Origin of the sequence: Phyllobacterium sp. (genome assembly GCF_037994425.1) — a bacterium.
In the GTDB taxonomy this organism is placed as follows: domain Bacteria; phylum Pseudomonadota; class Alphaproteobacteria; order Rhizobiales; family Rhizobiaceae; genus Phyllobacterium.
Window position 1 is genome coordinate 1 of sequence record NZ_JBBNAM010000226.1, and the last position, 1420, is coordinate 1420.

Here is a 1420-nt window from a genome sequence, read left to right on the forward strand (position 1 = left end):
GCGTCGCCTGGACAATGACCGGAGGGATGGAGTTTGGCAGTATGTAGCGCAGGATGATGCGCGGGTGTCTGAGGCCAATAACCTGTGCCGCCTCGACATATTCCTCTGCCTTTACCGATAAAACCTGGCCTCTTGTCAGGCGAGCAAAGATTGGTGCAGCGGAAAGACCAATTGCGATCATGGCATTGGTCAGGCTGGCGCCGAGAAATGCAGCCAGTGAAATGGCGAGGATAAGGAAGGGAATGGCCAGCATCGCGTCGATCAGGCGCGAAATGATGCTATCGATCCAGCCGCCGAAATATCCGGCGAGCAACCCAAATGGCACGCCGACAATGACGGCAATCACCACCGACACGCCGCCGGCCATCAAGGATGCGCGCGCACCAAAGATCATCCGCGAGAAAATATCGCGGCCGAGCTCATCCGTTCCCAGCCAGAACTGGGCAGAAGGCGGCTTGCGTATCGTGGCGAAGCTCGTCTGAAACGGATCATGGGGTGCAATGAGCGGCGCAAAGACGGCAAGTAGCACAAACAGGCCGACAATGACGGCCCCTGCAACTGCCGCCCTGTTCCTGGCGAATTTGGACAGCTGGCGGCCGAAAGGGCTTTTTGGAACAGAGGCGACGGCACTCATGTTGCATCTCTCAAGCGCGGGTTGACGACGATGTAGAGAATGTCGGCGATGAGGTTCATCACGATGAAGCCAACAGCAGTGCAAAGCACCACGCCTTGCACGACCGCATAGTCACGGGTGAAGACGGCGTCGACGATCAGTTTGCCAAAGCCTGGAATGGTGAAGATCTGTTCGGTCAGGACGGCCCCGGCGAGCAATTCGCCAAACAGCAGCGTTGAGAGCGTGATGATCGGAACAAGTGCGTTCTTCAGCGCATGGCGCAGGATCACCGTCCTTTCGTTAAGCCCCTTGGCTCGCGCGGTTCGCACATAATCAGATCGCAGCACGCCGAGCATGGCCGACCTCGTATGGCGCATCAGAACGCCGGCAAGCCCTGTTCCCAGAACGAAAGCCGGCATCAGCATCGTGCGCAGGTTCTGGCTGATATCCTCGAGGGGGGAAGTGTAGCCAGAAGCCGGGAGCAATTGCCACTGCACCGATACCAGCAAAATGAGCATGAGGCCGAGCCAGAAATTGGGGATCGAAAGGCCCGACAGTGCCACAACGTTGATTGCATAGTCGGTAGCCGTGCCTTTGCGTATCGCAGACATGATGCCGGCAGGCACGCCGATTAAAAACGCAATGACCATGGCAAACGCTGCCAGCTGGATGGTCACCGGCAGCTTTTGCGCGATCAGTCCAAGTACGGGCTGCTCCGTACGTAGCGAGATGCCAAGATCGCCTCGCACAATCTGACCGAGCCACGCCACATACTGAACCGGGATCGGATCATTCAGATGATACTTT

General features: G+C 57.6%; 2 protein-coding genes. Both read right to left on the minus strand.

Annotated elements, in window-relative coordinates:
- On the minus strand, positions 1–634 hold a 634-nt coding region (locus AAAB35_RS15800), incomplete at its 3' end, for an ABC transporter permease (RefSeq protein WP_340669241.1).
- On the minus strand, positions 631–1420 hold a 790-nt coding region (locus AAAB35_RS15805; protein ID WP_340669242.1), incomplete at its 5' end, for an ABC transporter permease. The genes AAAB35_RS15805 and AAAB35_RS15800, both read right to left, overlap by 4 nt.